This window comes from Streptomyces sp. NPDC006365 (assembly GCF_042870755.1).
Taxonomy (GTDB): domain Bacteria; phylum Actinomycetota; class Actinomycetes; order Streptomycetales; family Streptomycetaceae; genus Streptomyces; species Streptomyces xiangluensis.
The window spans coordinates 504,717-519,506 of sequence record NZ_JBIAHS010000001.1 but is presented as its reverse complement, the minus strand read 5'-3'; the positions used below and the strand labels follow the sequence as shown (position 1 = coordinate 519,506).

15 protein-coding genes are annotated in these 14,790 nt (G+C 69.9%); 8 read left to right on the top strand and 7 right to left on the bottom strand.

The genetic code is table 11. From position 1 onward, the window contains the following. Positions 1–2 precede the first annotated feature (2 nt). Both ACFYO0_RS02395 and ACFYO0_RS02390 read right to left on the bottom strand, forming a co-directional pair. Entirely contained in the window at positions 3–1,715 is a 1,713-nt protein-coding gene (locus ACFYO0_RS02395) for a ricin-type beta-trefoil lectin domain protein (RefSeq protein ID WP_388669304.1), read from the bottom strand. A gap of 269 nt (positions 1,716–1,984) precedes the next feature. Continuing rightward, positions 1,985–2,908 (bottom strand): helix-turn-helix domain-containing protein, encoded by a 924-nt coding sequence (locus ACFYO0_RS02390; protein WP_388669300.1) that lies wholly within the window; start codon positions 2,906–2,908, stop codon positions 1,985–1,987. 63 nt (positions 2,909–2,971) lie between these two features. On the opposite strand from ACFYO0_RS02390, the gene ACFYO0_RS02385 reads away from it, so the two are divergent. Continuing rightward, positions 2,972–3,805, top strand: coding sequence for a phytanoyl-CoA dioxygenase family protein (locus tag ACFYO0_RS02385; protein ID WP_388669298.1), 834 nt, complete (start codon positions 2,972–2,974; stop codon positions 3,803–3,805). Positions 3,806–4,293: 488 nt separating this feature from the next. Here the strand turns inward: ACFYO0_RS02385 and ACFYO0_RS02380 are convergent, their stop codons facing one another. Next, positions 4,294–4,941, bottom strand: a complete 648-nt coding sequence (locus ACFYO0_RS02380) for an HAD-IA family hydrolase (RefSeq protein ID WP_388669295.1) — start codon at positions 4,939–4,941, stop codon at positions 4,294–4,296. A 10-nt stretch (positions 4,942–4,951) separates the two neighbouring features. Then, positions 4,952–5,968, bottom strand: coding sequence for an NAD(P)-dependent oxidoreductase (locus ACFYO0_RS02375; protein ID WP_388669292.1), 1,017 nt, complete (start codon positions 5,966–5,968; stop codon positions 4,952–4,954). Between the two features lie 356 nt (positions 5,969–6,324). Between ACFYO0_RS02375 and ACFYO0_RS02370 the strand changes: the two genes are divergently transcribed. Continuing rightward, the gene (locus tag ACFYO0_RS02370; RefSeq protein ID WP_388669289.1) at positions 6,325–7,164 is read left to right on the top strand and encodes an endo alpha-1,4 polygalactosaminidase; all 840 of its coding nucleotides are present in this window, start codon (positions 6,325–6,327) and stop codon (positions 7,162–7,164) included. Here ACFYO0_RS02370 and ACFYO0_RS02365 read toward each other — a convergent pair. Continuing rightward, entirely contained in the window at positions 7,149–7,655 is a 507-nt protein-coding gene (locus tag ACFYO0_RS02365; protein ID WP_388669286.1) for a flavoprotein, read from the bottom strand. The two genes, ACFYO0_RS02370 and ACFYO0_RS02365, sit on opposite strands and share 16 nt — an antisense overlap. A 198-nt stretch (positions 7,656–7,853) precedes the next feature. On the opposite strand from ACFYO0_RS02365, the gene ACFYO0_RS02360 reads away from it, so the two are divergent. Both ACFYO0_RS02360 and ACFYO0_RS02355 read left to right on the top strand, forming a co-directional pair. Further along, positions 7,854–9,314: an aldehyde dehydrogenase family protein gene (locus ACFYO0_RS02360; RefSeq protein ID WP_388669283.1), complete on the top strand. Its 1,461-nt coding sequence runs from the start codon at positions 7,854–7,856 to the stop codon at positions 9,312–9,314. 86 nt (positions 9,315–9,400) lie between these two features. After that, entirely contained in the window at positions 9,401–9,850 is a 450-nt protein-coding gene (locus tag ACFYO0_RS02355; RefSeq protein WP_388669280.1) for a nitroreductase family deazaflavin-dependent oxidoreductase, read from the top strand. 153 nt (positions 9,851–10,003) lie between these two features. On the opposite strand, the gene ACFYO0_RS02350 is transcribed toward ACFYO0_RS02355, so the two are convergent. After that, positions 10,004–10,936 carry a cation diffusion facilitator family transporter gene (locus tag ACFYO0_RS02350; RefSeq protein ID WP_388669277.1) on the bottom strand — a complete coding sequence of 311 codons (933 nt, stop codon included), beginning with the start codon at positions 10,934–10,936 and terminating at the stop codon, positions 10,004–10,006. A 172-nt stretch (positions 10,937–11,108) separates the two neighbouring features. Between ACFYO0_RS02350 and ACFYO0_RS02345 the strand changes: the two genes are divergently transcribed. The 3 genes from ACFYO0_RS02345 (at position 11,109) to ACFYO0_RS02335 (ending at position 13,030) form a co-directional block, all read left to right on the top strand. Further along, a complete protein-coding gene (locus tag ACFYO0_RS02345) occupies positions 11,109–12,134 on the top strand; it encodes a glutathione S-transferase family protein (protein ID WP_388669274.1) in 1,026 nt (341 codons plus the stop codon). 65 nt (positions 12,135–12,199) lie between these two features. After that, the gene (locus ACFYO0_RS02340) at positions 12,200–12,505 is read left to right on the top strand and encodes a DUF4235 domain-containing protein (RefSeq protein WP_388669271.1); all 306 of its coding nucleotides are present in this window, start codon (positions 12,200–12,202) and stop codon (positions 12,503–12,505) included. Positions 12,506–12,568: 63 nt separating this feature from the next. Continuing rightward, positions 12,569–13,030 carry a peroxiredoxin gene (locus ACFYO0_RS02335; protein WP_388669268.1) on the top strand — a complete coding sequence of 154 codons (462 nt, stop codon included), beginning with the start codon at positions 12,569–12,571 and terminating at the stop codon, positions 13,028–13,030. 11 nt (positions 13,031–13,041) lie between these two features. On the opposite strand, the gene ACFYO0_RS02330 is transcribed toward ACFYO0_RS02335, so the two are convergent. Beyond that, the gene (locus ACFYO0_RS02330; RefSeq protein ID WP_388669265.1) at positions 13,042–13,434 is read right to left on the bottom strand and encodes a VOC family protein; all 393 of its coding nucleotides are present in this window, start codon (positions 13,432–13,434) and stop codon (positions 13,042–13,044) included. 323 nt (positions 13,435–13,757) lie between these two features. Here ACFYO0_RS02330 and ACFYO0_RS02325 point away from each other — a divergent pair, with 323 nt between their 5' ends. Beyond that, positions 13,758–14,789: a 7-epi-alpha-eudesmol synthase gene (locus ACFYO0_RS02325; RefSeq protein WP_388669262.1), complete on the top strand. Its 1,032-nt coding sequence runs from the start codon at positions 13,758–13,760 to the stop codon at positions 14,787–14,789. Position 14,790 lies beyond the last annotated feature (1 nt).

Sequence of the window (14,790 nt, the reverse complement as noted above, 5' to 3'; positions counted from 1 at the left end):
GATCATGGTGTGCGGCCGGGGTCGGGCCGGGCGCTGTGCGTCGGCTCGGGCGAATCGCCGTCCGTGTACGCGTTGATCCACTCCATCTGGAGCGAGGTCACCGAGGTCTCGAACTGCCAGCGCTGGGATGCGCCGTCCTGCCGGGTCTTGAGGACGAGGGCCGTCTCGCCCTCTTCAGCGGCGGGTGTCAGGGCCAGCTCCTCGCGCGCGAGCGGCAGCAGCTCGTCCTCGCGGGTGAAGTCGTACCGCACGTTCTTGGTGTTCCGCTGGGACTCGCCCTCGCATGGGCCCAGCCGGACCGAGGAGGCGAGGCGGGAGTCGAGGCACAGCTCAGGGCTGTCGAGGCTGCGGAGCAGGCCGTCGTTCTCGTACGACCACTGCTGGCGGGCGGAGGAGGTGCAGGTGGTGAGCACGGCCTCCGCGTCCTTGACCGCCTTGTCGCCGACGACGCCGACGCACAGACCGCTTCCGGCATTGCGCAGCCGGCCGCGCGTGGTGCCGGACGGCGAGTCGTCCGCACCGTCCGCACCACCCGAGTCGGCTCTGGAGGGCCCGGCATCGGGCGCCCTGGAACCGGGTGTTCTGGACGCCGTCCCGGTTCCCGCGTCGGAGGGGGGCTGTGTGTCGTCCCTGTCGCCGGCCCACAGGACGAGCGGCACGGTGATGCATGCGCTGACGGCGAGTACGGCCAGGGCGAGGGTTCTCCTGCCGCGCGAGCGCCTTGTCGGCTCCGGGGGGTAGGGCGGCTCCGTGGGAGGAAAATCGAGGTGCGCGGAGAGGTCGTCGGGATATGTGGGGGCGCCTGCCTCGTGGTGGTGGGCGACGTCCGCCGTGGTGGTGTTCCAGGATTCGCCCGAGGTCACGGCCACGACCGGGCCGGGCGGCGCCTCCTCCACGATCGGGCCCGTGGGTGGCTTCGCCATGACCGGGCCTGTGGGTGCCGATGCCACGACGGGGCCCGCCTGCGCTTCCTCGAACCGGGCACGGCGGCCGGGACGGGAGTCGAGATAGGGCCGCGCCCCCCAGCCGAGCACCGCCTCGGCCAGCAGCACCGGCAGCCGGCCGCCGGACTGGTCCAACTGGTCGGACGCGTACCGGCAGTACCCGCACTTGTTCATGTGCCGCAGCAGATCGCGGCAGGTCTTGGTGTTGCTGCGCCGGACCGAGGCTTCCAGCAGTCGGTTGTAGCGGCGGCACTCCTCCCGGGGGGCGAGTGCGCTGTGTGCCTCGAGGGTGCCCGCGCGTAACAGCTCACGCGCCTTCTCCAGCTGCGCGGGAGCGTCGGCGGCGGTCAGGCCGAGCAGTTCGGCCGGTATCGCGAGGTCCTCCGCCTCGACTTCCACGTGCCACAGAATGCAGCGGGCGGGCTCCGGCAGCTCCTGAAATGCGCGGGACACAAGGCGCCGGTTCTCCGGCGGAAGAAGCCGTACCGAGGCGCGGTCCCCGTCCTCGGGGCCGGAGTGGAGATCGGGGTGGAGCTGTGAGCGCCGGTGGTCCGCGTCCCATTCAGCCGCGACAGCGCGCACGGTGACGAGCAACCGCGGCAGCCACGCCACGGTCTCTCCCGTCCGCCGCCCGGATTCCCCGAACAATCGTGTGAATGCGGCGGTGGTGAGCATTCCTGCGTACTGCGTACTACTGGTGCACAGTCGCGCGTACGAGTGGACTGCTGCCCAGTGCCGCGCCAGCAGTTGCTCGTCCGTCGCGCCGTTCACGTGCACTTTCCTCCAAAGAATTTACCGAAATCAGTACATACCATCCGGTATGGAATTGCCGCACGCCACCAAACGCACCCTCGCACAGCGCACCGTCCCGGTACAAGCCAAACATCTCAATGCCCGCTTCTACCCGTGTAGTTGGAGCACTCAAATGGTCAACGAGAGTTCGTCGCACGCTGATTCGAAATTCATTTCTCGAAGTTACCTGTCGTATGTGGCGATTTGCCGTCCGGGAAGGGCAGACATCGGATCAGACGTCGGATCTCCTACGGGGCTCGGAGTCTCGCCCGATACGCACCGGGAGGCGCCCCGTAACGTTGCCGGAAGACACGGTTGAAGTGGTACGGGCTGGTGAAACCGGAAGCCACCGCCACCCGTTCCACCGGCAAATCGGTGGCTTCCAGGAGCCGGGCGGCGTGCAGCAGCCGCGCGGCGAGCAGGGCCCGCATCGGGGACTGGCCCAGCTGCTGGCTGAAGAGGTGCGCGAACCGGGAGGGCGACAGCGACACGCCCGCGGCCAGCGACTCCACGGTATGCGGCGCGCCCGGGTCCGCCGCGATCAGCGCCTCGGCCCGGCGGATCCGTGCGTCGATGCCGGAGCGCTGCGGCTCCGTGCGCGCGGTGGCGGCCGTGAGCAGCACGATCGACTCCAGGGAGCTGAGGGTCAGCTCGCGGGCCGCGGCTCCATGGGCGACAGCGACCTGACCGGCCTCCGCGATACCGCGCGGAGCGGCGATCCGGCCGGGCGGTGCGCCCTGACCCGTCCACCGCGCGTCGGCCAGCATCCGCCGGAACGCCGACTCCACTCGTTCGTGCACACCTACCGGGACCGGCGTCACGGCGTACAGCCGGTCCCCGTGTGCGTACGGCCGCAGCCAGCCCGCCCACGACGGCCTGGCCTGGCAGTGCGCCCACCAGAATGCCCAGTGCCGCGCGCCCGGCGCGACCGCGTACCGGTGGGGAACGTCCGGTCCGAGCACCACCAGGTCACCCGCGCCCGCCCGCGTTTCGACGGCGCCCTGGCTCAGCCGTCCGATCCCGCCCGTGGTCCAGGTGAACAGCCAACTGTCCGCGCCACGCGGGCGGTTGACGCTGTAGCCGGGCCGCTCGTCGAAGCGGCCGACGGTGACGAGGCCTGGTGGCGGGGCGGGGGCAGCAGGCTCGGGCAATCCCTCAGCGTTCACGGGCATCCTCCCGTACGACGCGGCCGCCTAGCGTGGACTGGACGGAGCCCCCGCCGGAAAGGTGAACGCATGACAGTCACGGACATCGGCGCCTTCCATGAGCCCATCCTGCCCCAGGCGGGCCACCGCCAGTTCGAGGAGGACGGCTTCACAGTGCTGCGCGGGCTGTTCGGCCGGGACGAGATCGCCGAGCTGAACGCGGAGTTCATGGCCCTGCGTGCCGCCGGTCCGGTGCCCGGTCACTTCGAGCCGCGCGTGTCGGAGACGCTGGGACCCGCCGATCCGCTGCACCGCTACCCCCGCGTGATGCATCCGCACCGCATCAACGACCTGGCTCTGCGTTTCCTCCTCGAACCGCGGCTGCGCGGCGTCCTGGAGAACCTCTTCGACGAGGAGGTGCTGGCCGCCCAGAGCATGTTCTACTTCAAGCCGCCGGGCGCCCGGGGCCAGGCCCTGCACCAGGACAACTTCTATCTCCGTGTCGAGCCGGGCACCTGTGTGGCCGCGTGGATCGCCTGCGATGTGATCGACCGGGAGAACGGCGGCCTGGAGGTCGTTCCCGGCACGCACAAGATGGACCTGTTCTGCCCGGAGGAGGCGGACGAGGGGCTGTCGTTCGCGCGGGAGTACGTACCGCCGCCGGCCGGGCTCGCCGCCGTGCCGGTCGACATGTCGCCGGGCGACGTTCTGTTCTTCAACGGCACGCTGGTCCACGGTTCGCAGCCGAATCGCTCCGCCGACCGGTTCCGCCGGTCGTTCATCGCCCACTACGTGGGGCGGTCGGCCGACTGCATCGGCAGCCACTACCGCACGCTGACGATGAGCGGGGATCCCGTGCCGCTGCGGGAGAGCGAGGGCGCGGGGCCGTGCGGGACGGAGTTCGCACCGGCCGGCCCCCACTAGGCGCTCCGCTGGGAGGGCGGTTTCTGATCTGCGGGTTCGTTGCGGCCGGCCGCGCCCCGCGGCGGAGCCGCTGATGTCGCAGCCCCGCGCCCCTGGGTTCGTTGGGGGTCGGGGCCGTGGGCCGGTCCGTCAGCCCGTCGCAGGGTGGGCATACGGCCCTTTGCTGATACAGAGGCCAGGTGACCCGAGACAGAACCTACGCGACGGGCATACGACGCACCGGCCCACGTCCCCTCCCGCCGGTGGGAGAGTGCGGGTAGTCGGGGGTGCGGGATTTCCCTGGGCGCCGGGAGTCGCAGGCTTTTGCTTTTTTAGGGGCGCGGGGCTGTGACATTTGCGGCTCCGCCGCGGGGCGCGACAAGCCACGGCGCACCCGCAGCCGCGACACGACCTGTCACCCCCACCCCCTGGCGGGGGCCTGGGGCGCAGCCCCAGTTTCGGGAAGGGGCGGGACTGGGGAAAGAAGCCCTGCCCCGCCCCAGTGGGCGTCAGGACCGCAGTAGGCGAGACTCGGTGAGGTCCAGGACGCCGTTCTGCCAGGTCACCCCCCGAAGATCGGGTACGACGACGGGGGCGTCGGTGACAAGGCCCCGCGGGCCGACGCCGATGACGTACGCCCCCGCCGCCACTCCCGCCCTCGCACCCGCGACGCTGTCCTCGAAGACGACGGCACCCGCGGGATCGACGCCGAGCTTCTCGGCCGCCGCGCGGTAGCCGTCCGGGGCCGGTTTGCCGTGGGTGACGTCGTCCGCGGTGATGAGTACGGGCGGCAGCGGCAGACCCGCGGCGGCGAGGCGGGCACGGGCGAGGGCAGTGACGCCGGAGGTCACGACGGCCCAACTCCCTTGTGGCAGAGACGTGAGGAGGTCGAGCGCCCCAGGCAGCGCGGTCGTGAGGGCGGCGGCCTCGATCTCCAGGCGGTCGATCTCGGCGAGCGCCGCGGGCCGCTCGGCCGGATCGTCGACGAGCAGCGCGACGGTGTCGGCGGAGCGCCGCCCGTGCACCATCGCGGTGACCTCCTCGGCCGGCAGCTCGCGCTCCCGGGCCCACCGGCTCCATGCCTGGTCGACACCCGCGTCGGAGTCGACCAGGACGCCGTCGTTGTCGAAGAGGAGGCCTTGGCAGGGGATCTTCATGCGGGGTCCTTCAGCTGACGGGACGGTTGCGGTAGCGGCCGACGAGTTCGCGCGCGGCGACCTGCATACGGGCGGGCGGCAGGCCACGCGCGATCAGGGTCAGATCGTCGACCACCATGTCGCCGATGGTCCAGAACGCCTCCGGGATACCGCCCGCACGGTGAGCCGAGAGCACGAGTCCTTCCAAGGCGCGAGCGGGGTCGTCGGCGGCGACGGGCTCCTCGGGCCAGACGTCGATGCCCGCCAGCAGACGGCCTTCGGCGACCCGCGCGAGCAGCGCCGGGAAGTCGACGACGGGCGCCCGGCTGATGAGCACGAGCCGGGCACCTTCCGGGAGCAGGTCCAGTTCGCGCTCGCCGAGCAGATGGCGGCTCTCGTCGGTGACGGTGGCCAGCACGAACACGAACCGGCTGCGGGTCAGGGTCTCGTCCAGCGTGGCGGGCAGGAGGCCTTGCTCGCGCAGGACGGCGGGCGGTAGCCAGGGGTCGTACACCCGGAGCGTGGGGCGGAATGCCGCCAGCAGCGGGTGGAGGGCACGGCCGAGTTGGCCGAAGCCGATCAGACCGATGTCGGAGCCCCGCAGCAGTACGGCATCGGCGTTGCCCTCGGACACATACCGCTCCCGTCCGGCGCGGAAGGCCCGGTCCTCGCGGCTGATGCCGCGCGCCAGGTCGAGGGCGAGACCGAGTGCGTATTCGGCGACGGCCTGGGCGTACGCGGGGCCGCAGTTGAGGAGGCGGATGCCACGCTCGAAACAGGAGTCGTAGTCGACATGCGGATAGAAGTTGCCCTCGACGTTGAGCACGGCCTTCAACTTCCCTGCCCGGGCGAGCCGTTCGGCCGGCAGCTTGGGCTGCCCGACGACGGCGAAGGCGTCGGGCAGGGCCTGCTCGAGGGCCGCTTCGGAGTCCGGTTCGATGACGGTGAAGCGGTCGTGCAACCGGGTCAGCGCGTCCGGCGTGAAGATACGGTCGATCGGGTGCGGGGCGGCGCGCAGGATCACAAGCGGCTTGTCCGGGGTGCTCACGGCTCTCCTTGCATCCGTACGGGAACAACGGGCGGCGACCTCCCGAAACGGTAACCGGGTCTGTGGCGGGCCGCTGCTGTGCCAACTTGACGTGCCCGTCGCCCCCCGCTTTGATCCTCGCGTGCCCAAGCGCTCCGCTGGAAATACGGTTCGAAGCAGCGGGTCCGTCGTGGCCGGTCGCTCCCTCACTCTCGGCTTCTCCCCCGCTCTCGGCTCCGTTCGAGCGGGGGGACCCCCATGAGCCGGGGGACCCCCATCGTGGCGGAGCCGCACATTGACACAGCCCCGCGCCCCTGGAGGGGCGCGGGGAACTGCACCGAACTTCGCCGACTCCGCTTAGGAGCGCAGGACTCCCCATGGACCGAACAGGCATGCCCGTCAAGCGCGTTGCCGTTGCCCTTGCCGCCCTCGTGGCGCTGGCCGCCTGTACGTCCGGGTCCGGCAAGAGCGGTGAGCACACGGACGGCAGCGCCGCACCGCCGAAGCCCAGGAATGTTCAACTGCCGCCCCGGAACGCCGGCTTCGACTACCAGATCGGTGGCGCCTATCCCCCGCCGGCCCGCGTCCGTGTCGTCGCCCGCGACCGCTCGGCGGACCCCGCTCCGGGCCTCTACAACATCTGTTACGTCAACGCCTTCCAGGCCCAGCCGGACGCACGGGGCGACTGGCCCGCCGACCTGCTGCTGCGCGACAAGGCCGGCAAGGTCGTGATGGACGGCGACTGGGACGAGGCGCTGCTCGACATCAGCACGCCGGCGAAACGGGAGCGTATCGCCGCCCGGATCAACCAGTGGGTCGACGACTGCGCGGCGAAGGGGTACGACGCCGTCGAGCCGGACAACTACGACAGCTACACCCGTTCCCGCGGCCTGCTGACCGCCGACGACGCCATGTCCTTCGTCAAGCTGCTCTCGGCGCACGCGCACGCCCGTGGGCTGGCCGTCGCCCAGAAGAACGCCGTGGAGCTGGCCGGCTTCAGGTCCCGTACGGGACTGGACTTCGCGGTGGCGGAGGAGTGCGGCGCGTACGACGAGTGCGGTGCGTACGCGGAGGCCTTCGACGACCGGGTCGTGGTGATCGAGTACACCGACAGCGGCCTGGAGAAGGCACGTTCGGGCTTCGGTGACCGGCTGAGCATCGTGCGCCGGGATGTGCAGGTATCGACGCCGGGCGACGCAGGTTACGTCCGCGAGTGAGTCAGCAGCTCCAGGCCCTGCTCCCAGCTGAACCCGTCGCCCGGCTCGCTGAACCGCACGCCCATCCCGCGCAGCCGCGTGATGCTCTCCTGGTACGCGGGGTGGGCGGTCAGCGCCTCACCCACGCCGGGCAGTACCGCGATCGGCACGCCGAGGCCGTACGCCTCGCAGAGGGTGCCGAGGGCGAGGGTGTCGGCGATCCCGGCGGCCCATTTGTTGATGGTGTTGAACGTCGCGGGTGCCACGACAACGGCGTCCGGGTCCGGAAACGGGCGCGGGTCGCCCGGCGACCGCCAGGCGGACCGGATGATCCGGCCGGTCTGCTCCTCGACCGCCGCGGTGTCGAAGAAGCCCATTGCGGGCGGCGTCGCGATGACTCCGACGTCCCAGCCCTGCTCCTGCGCCAGGCTGATCAAGTCGCCTACGTTCTCGGCGACTTGGGCAGCGCAGACGATGACGTAGAGGAAGGGTTTCCGGGCCTGTTCGGTCACGTTGCAAACCGTACTCAACGGACCGGGGATCCGGCGCTCGGCTGATCAACGTCTGATCACCATCACTGATTGACGGAGACCGCGTCACGTTGCAGACTCAATCCAACATTCAACGAAGTAATGTTCACCAGGCGGACAAGCGGCTGAGCCCCAGGCGTGGCATGGTCGTCTTGCCTCGCACGACAGGAAGAGCCGCGCATGACCCTGCATCGTGACCTGCTGATCGGCGGCAAGGACGTGCCCGCCGCCTCCGGCCGCACCACTGAGGACGTGAATCCGTACAGCTCCGAGGTGTACGCCACGGTCGCCGCGGCCGGAGTCGAGGATGTGACGCGGGCCGTGGACGCCGCGGATGCGGCGTTCGCCGACTGGGCCGCGACGAGCCCCGTGGTCCGGCGCAAGATCCTTCTCGACGCGGCCGACCTGCTGGAGTCGCGCGTCGAGGACGCCGTGCGGACGATGGCGGGCGAGGTGGGCGGGACCCGGCCCTGGGCCATGTTCAACGTCGGCCTCGCCGCGAACATGTTCCGCGAGGCCGCCGCCGCGGTGACCGCCCCGCGCGGCGAGGTGCTGAGCGCCCAGACGGAGGGCGCGCTCGGCCTGGCGGTCCGGGAGCCCGTCGGTGTCGTGGCGGCGTTCTCGCCGTGGAACGCGCCGGTCATCCTTGGCGTGCGTGCCGTCGCGGCGCCGCTCGCCGCGGGCAACACCGTGGTGCTGAAGCCGAGCGAGGACGCGCCGCTGGCCTGCGGTCTCTTCGTCGCGGACATCCTGCGGGACGCGGGCCTGCCCGACGGCGTGCTCAATGTGATCACCAACGCCCCCGAGGACGCCGCCGCTGTTGCCGAGGCGTTGATCGCCGACACACGGGTGCGGTCCGTCAACTTCACCGGTTCCACGGGAGTCGGCCGCATCATCGGCGTCCACGCTGCCCAGCACCTCAAGCCCGCGCTCCTCGAGCTCGGCGGCAAGAACTCCGTGATCGTGCTGGCGGACGCCGACGTCGACTACGCGGTCGACGCCGCCGTGTTCTCCGTGTTCATGAACGCCGGCCAGATCTGCATGTCGGCCGACCGGCTCCTCGTCCACGAGAGCCTCGCCGAGGAGTTCACAGCCAAGTTCGTCGCGAAGACCGAGTCCCTCGCGGCCGGCGACCCGGCCAACGATCACACGGTGGTCGGCCCGCTGGTCACCCCGGACGCCGCCCGCCGCGTCGCGGCGCTGGTCGAGGACGCCGTCGCCAAGGGTGCCACCGTACTGACCGGCGGTACCGCTCCCGAGGGTGCCGTACACCCGGCGACCGTGCTCACCGACCTGCCGCAGAACGCCGAGCTGTACCACGGCGAGGCCTTCGGCCCGGTCGCCGTGATCAGCACGTTCGTCACGGACGACGAGGCGGTCGACTTCGCCAACGCCACCGAGCACGGGCTGACGTGCGGCATCATCACCGAGAACGGCACCCACGGGCTGAAGGTCGCCCGCCGGATCCGTACCGGCATCGTGCACGTCAACGACCAGTCCGTAGCCGATGAGCCGAACGCTCCCTTCGGCGGCTTCAAAGCCAGCGGATACGGCCGGTTCGGCGGGCGCTGGGGCATCGAGGCGTTCAGCAACACCCGCTGGGTGACACTGGCGACGCAGCACGCGCACTATCCGTTCTAGACCGTTCGTTCGCCGGGTGCTGTGGGGTAGTTGGTGAATACGCCACTGTGTTGATTCACCACGCATACGACGATGGGAACGATGACATGCCTCTTGAGGGCGAGTACGAGCCCAGCCCCACCGGCTGGGTCCGTAAGCAGGTGGAGTTGATCGAGAGCTCCGGCGGGACCGAGGGAATGACGCTGCAGGGCACGACACGGCCCGTGATCCTGCTGATCACCCGGGGCGCCAAGAGTGGCAAGATCCGCAAGACGCCCCTCATGCGCGTGGAGCACGAGGGCACGTACGCCGCCGTCGCCTCCCTGGGCGGTGCCCCCAAGCACCCGGTCTGGTACTACAACGTCAAGGCCGACCCCAAAGTGGAACTCCAGGACGGCACGGTCCGCCAGGACATGACGGCCCGCGAGGTGACCGGCGAGGAAAAGGCGCTGTGGTGGGAACGGGCCGTCGCGGCATATCCGCCCTACGCCGACTACCAGAAGAAGACCGACCGCGAGATCCCGGTCTTCGTCCTGGAACCGGTCGACGACCACTGAACCCGTAGCAACGGTGCTCGGCAGGCCCGGCCGATTCCTCCGAATCCGGTAGGCATGAAGCGGCGTACGCCGGGCAGACGAGTCTCAGGCCCCGCCGCGCTCCCCCGTCGCGGCGGGGTCGCCCCCTGTCTGGGCGGGAGGCGACCCCGCGGGTCAGCTTCCGTGTGGTTGGCGGCGGGCGGTTCGTTTCGCGGTCAGCGCGTCCGTGATGTCGAGGAAGATCTGGTCGGCTTCCGGGATCGCGTAGGACACGGTGCGCTTGATGCGTTCGGCGACCAGTTCGACCTCTTCGCTGTCCAGACCGGGGGCCAGGTCGATCCGGGCGGCCACCAGGGTCGAGTCCAGACCCAGCTTCATCGTCAGCAGGGACTCCACTGAGTCGATCTCCGGCTGCGCCTGAAGCAGGGAACGGATACGGCGGCTCTGCTCGGGGTCCACGGCCCGGCCGATCAGCTGGTCGCGGGCGTCGCGGCCCAGGCGGTACGCCACGTACACGAGCAGCGCCCCGATGGCGCACGAGGCCAGCGCCTCCCAGACGACCTGGCCGGTGGCCATGTGGAGCGCCATCCCGGCGATCGCGAGGGTGACGCCGAGCACGGCGGTGCCGTCCTCGGCGACGACCGTCCGCAGCGCCGGATCACGGGCCCCGGCGACACCGCCCTGGATGCGCACCTGGTGCAAGGCCCGCAACAGGGAGATCCCCTCGGAGACGAGGGCGACCCCGAGGACGACGAGCCCCGCCACGTAGCCGTCGTACGACTCCGCCGCTCCTCCGCGCAACGCCTCGAAGGCCTGGAAGAAGGAGAAGCAGCCGCCCATCACGAAGATGCCGACGGCTGCCAGAAGCGACCAGAAGAAGCGTTCCTTGCCGTAGCCGAAGGGATGGCGGCTGTCGGCGGGACGCCTGCTGCGGCGCAGGGCAGCGAGGAGGAACACCTCGTTCATGCTGTCGGCCACGGAGTGCGCCGCCTCGGAGAGCAGCGCGGGCGAGCCCGCGATCAGGCCGCCCACCGTCTTGGCCGCGGCGATCACGACGTTCGCGGCCAGCGCCACCAGCACGGTGACACGGGTCCTGCGGTCCGACATGGTCAAGGGCTTACGGCTCACTTGGGCCGATTGCCCCAGTCGCGCGCCCTCACACGAGGTGAGCGGCGAAATCGGGGAACTCCTGTCACCAGGGCCGGTACGGGCATCCCCAAAGCAGGACAGGCAGGACAGGCAGGGCAAGTAGGACAGGCAAGGTCAGGAGACAGGAGACATGAGCGACACAGACGGCAACACTGAGTACGGCAGGAAGTCGTTCAAGCGGTCCAAGAGCCACTTCACGGACCGCATCACGGCGGACGCCCGGGACGGCTGGCCGGTCGAGGCCGGACGCTACCGGCTGGTCGTCAGCCGCGCCTGCCCCTGGGCGAGCCGCGCGGTGATCTCCCGGCGACTGCTGGGGCTGGAGGAGGCCCTGTCGCTGGCCATCGCGGACCCCATCCAGGACGACCGCAGCTGGCGCTTCACGCTGGACCCGGACGACCGCGACCCCGTACTCGGCATCCGCTTCCTCAGCGAGGCGTACGACGCGCGGGAGCCAGGGAGTCCTGACTACCCCGGCGGCGTCAGCGTCCCCGCGATCGTGGACGTACCCAGTGGCCGCCTGGTCACCAACGACTTCCAGCAGATCACCCTGGACCTGGCCACCGAGTGGACGGCCCTGCACCGGGACGGAGCGCCGGACCTCTGTCCGGCCCGGCTGCGCGACGAGATCGACGAGGTCATGCAGGGGGTGTACGAGGACGTCAACAACGGGGTGTACCGGGCGGGCTTCGCCACCGGCCAGGAGGAGTACGAGACGGCCTGTGAGCGGCTCTTCCGGCGACTGGAGCTGTTGTCTGCGCGGCTCGCCGACCGGCGCTATCTGGTCGGCGACACGATCACGGAGGCGGACATCCGGCTGTTCACCACGCTGGTCCGGTTCGACGCCGTCTACCACGGCCACTTCAAGTGCAACCGCTGGAAGTTGACGGAGGATGAGGTGCTGTGGGCGTACGTCCGCGATCTCTACCAGACGCCCGGCTTCGGCGACACCGTCGACTTCGACCACATCAAGCGCCACTACTACCAGGTCCACACGGGCATCAACCCGACCCGCATCGTGCCACTGGGCCCCGATCTGTCCGGTTGGCTGGTGCCGCACCGCCGTGAGGAGCTCGGTGGCCGCCCCTTCGGCGACGGGACGCCGCCGGGGCCGGTGCCCGAGGGCGAGCAGGTCCCGGCAGCGGGGCGGCCCTGACCCGCGCGTACAGGAACTTCGCCAACGACAAATAGACAAAGGCATAAGGACATAAGGAGTCAGCGATGCCGAAGAAGCAGAAGAAGATGAAGCTGCCCCTCGCCTACAAGCCCCTCGGCTTCCTGCTCGGCTGGACCAGCGGAACCATCGCCAGCCTGGCTTTCCAGAGGACGTGGAAGGCGATCCGGCACGAGGACGACGCGCCCGACGCACTGGACAAGGACCGCAGTTGGGGGGAGATCCTGCTGGCCGCGGCCGTCCAGGGGGCCATCTTCGCCGTCGTCCGCAGTGCCGTGGACCGTACGGGTGCGGCGTTCGTCGAGCGCACGACCGGAGTGTGGCCGTCCGGGGACGAGCGAGGGCGCGACTGAACTCCCCTGCCATCGCGTAAGGTTGCCTTCCGGAACGGCGGCCGGAAGGCAGGAGTGCGAGCTGTGACCAGCAAGCCAGAAGTGGGCGACACCGTCGAGGACTTCGCGCTGCCCGACGAGACCGGCACGTCCCGGAAGCTCTCCGAGCTCCTGGCCGAGGGTCCCGTCGTCCTCTTCTTCTACCCGGCTGCACTCACGCCGGGCTGCACCGCCGAGGCGTGCCACTTCCGCGATCTGGCCGCGGAGTTCGCCGCCGCCGGGGCGCGGCCGGTGGGGATCAGCGGCGATCCGGTGGACCGGCAGCAGGAGTTCGCGGGGAAGCACACGCTCGGGTTTCCGCTGTTGTCGGACTCCGACGGCGCGATCCGGGAGCGGTTCGGTGTGAAGCGCGGTTTCTCGATGGCGCCCACGAAGCGGGTCACCTTCGTCATCTCCGAGGACCGGAAGGTACTCGAGGTGGTGCGCAGCGAGTTCAGGATGAGCGCACATGCGGACCGCGCCCTGGCGGCCCTGCGCTCCGCCTGACTCGGCTGCGTTCAGCCCGACTTGGGTGTCGTGGCGCGGGTGCGGCGCAGTGTGAAGGAGTGGCCGGCCGGATCGGCGTATCCCCGCTCCTCGAAGGGGCCGGACGCCTCCTTGGTGTCCAGCGGGCGTCCGCCGAGTGACACGACCCTACGTTCCGCCTCGTCGAGGTCCTCCACATGGAAGTCCAGGTGGACTTGCAGGGAGTTCTCGGGGCGCGGCCAGCTCGGCGGAGTGGCCGTCATGTCCCGGCGGAACGCCATCCGGGTCCCGTCGGCGCCCTTGATCTCCACTCGGTTCGCGGTCGCGTCCGTCTGCTCGGCCTCCAGCAACTCCTTGTAGAACAGGGCGAGTTTCTCGGGCTCGGCACAGTCCAGCACCACGACGCCTGCCACTACGAGTGCCATGTCTCCTCCATACGGGGACCGAACGCGGCGGCGTTCCCAGCCGCCGCCCCGTCGTCCACGGGTACCCCGCACCCCGGTTTCAGTCGTCCAGGACCAACGGGCCGCCCGACGTAGGCATTTCGCCAAGGTCGCCGGAAGAGTAACGAAGGTCACGAAGAAGTCACGGAGGTCACGGCATAGATCATTTACGATCAGGGCAGCCTCGTAGCGAATTCGAGTCAACTTTCGCCTCGGGAAGCGCAGTTCGAGTCGGCGGGGATCGGTTCCGATCGCTCGCTCGCAGGGTGGGGGGCCCTGTGAATCGTCTTCAAGAGAGGATGCGAATGCCGCAGGACGTCAAATTCGACCTCCCCTTCACCACCCCCATCAGCGAGCATGTCGAGTACGCCCGGGCGCGTCATCTGCGCTGGGTCTGGGACCGTCGTCTGGTCCGCAGCAAGGAAGGTTTCGAGGAGTACCGGTCCTGGGATCTGCCCCAGGCCGCTGCCCGAACGTATCCGCACGCCTCGGCCGAGGACATGGTCGTCCTCATGAACTGGTTCTCGCTGGCCTTCCTCTTCGACGACCAGTTCGACGCCGCCAGGCCGGACCGCGCCGACCGCATAGCGGACGTCGCGCGCGAGCTCATCGTCACGCCGCTGCGTCCCGCGGGGAGCACGCCCCGGGTGGACTGCCCGATCACGGTGGCCTGGGCGGAGGTCTGGGCGCACCTTTCCGAGGGCATGTCGCTGACATGGCGTACGCGGTTCGCGGCCTCCTGGGGCCGGTTCCTCGTGGCGCACACCGAGGAGGTGGACCTGGCGGCCCGCGGCCTGGAAGGCACACTCGGTCTTGACGAGTACGCCGAGTTCCGCCGCCGGACGGTCGGCATTCACCACAGCATCGACGCCGGTGAGCGCAGCCGCGGCTTCGAGGTTCCGGCACAGGTGCAGGCCCATCCGCTGATGATCCGGATGCGGGATCTGGCCGCGGACACCATCGGCTTCATGAACGACATCCACTCCTTCGAGCGCGAGAAGCGCAGAGGAGACGGACACAACCTCATAGCCGTCCTGCACCGGGAGCGTCGGTACACCTGGCAGGAGGCGGCCGACGAGGCGTTCCGGATGACCACGGACTGTCTCGACCGGTACCTCGAACTGGAGGCCCAGGTACCGAACATGTGCGACGAACTCGGCCTGGACGAGGAAGAGCGAAGTCAGGTGCGCATGGGCGTCGAGGCCATCCAGCACTGGATCAACGGCAATTACGAGTGGGCGCTGACCTCGGGCCGCTACACCGCGGACAAGGAAACCGCGGCGGCTGCCGCGGAATTGGCGGGCAAGGGGTCGGTGGACGACTTGCTCACGGTCTGAC